This is a genomic window from Leuconostoc sp. BM2 (assembly GCF_002095565.1).
Lineage (GTDB): Bacteria > Bacillota > Bacilli > Lactobacillales > Lactobacillaceae > Leuconostoc > Leuconostoc falkenbergense.
Genome location: NZ_MOWQ01000123.1, coordinates 1 through 554, shown reverse-complemented (window position 1 = coordinate 554; position 554 = coordinate 1). Strand labels below are relative to the sequence as shown.

At 41.2% G+C, this 554-nt stretch carries 1 protein-coding gene; it reads left to right on the top strand.

Going from position 1 to position 554, the window contains the following annotated elements:
- The coding region (locus BMG01_RS10770; RefSeq protein ID WP_143472289.1) for an IS30 family transposase at positions 1-539 on the top strand (539 nt) is incomplete at its 5' end.
- Between the last annotated feature and the right edge of the window lie 15 nt (positions 540-554).

The window sequence follows — 554 nt, the reverse complement described above, 5'->3', positions numbered from 1 at the left end:
AATCTGATGGTAGACGACAAGTATTTGTGCATGGTCGTTCGATTGAAACGAGACCTGAAAGTGTGAAAGCACGACAAACCTTTGGACATTTTGAAGTTGACACTATGCAATCGGGTAAAAGACGTGGTGATGTGCTGGTGACAATTACTGAAAGACTAAGCCGGCAACATATCGTGAGACAGGTCACTGGGCGCAATAGTCAGGCAGTGACACCAGTCTTAATTCATTTTTTTCAAGGGATCAAAAATGCCAAGTCAATCACTGTTGATCGTGGGCGAGAATTTGCAAAATATAACGAAATCGAGCAAAAACTAGGCATTCCAGTCTATTTTGCGCACCCATATTCACCAGAAGAACGTGGGAGTAATGAGATATTAAATCGATACGTCCGTCGTTTTATACCGAAAGAACGCAAAATTGAAACAGTTAGCGCCAAAGAATTAGATCAAATTAATCATTGGATCAATGCGAGACCAATGAAAACACTCAACTGGCAATCACCACGAAAGGTTTTTCAGCAGTTTGCAGTGTTCGGTTAATTCTTGCAATCTACC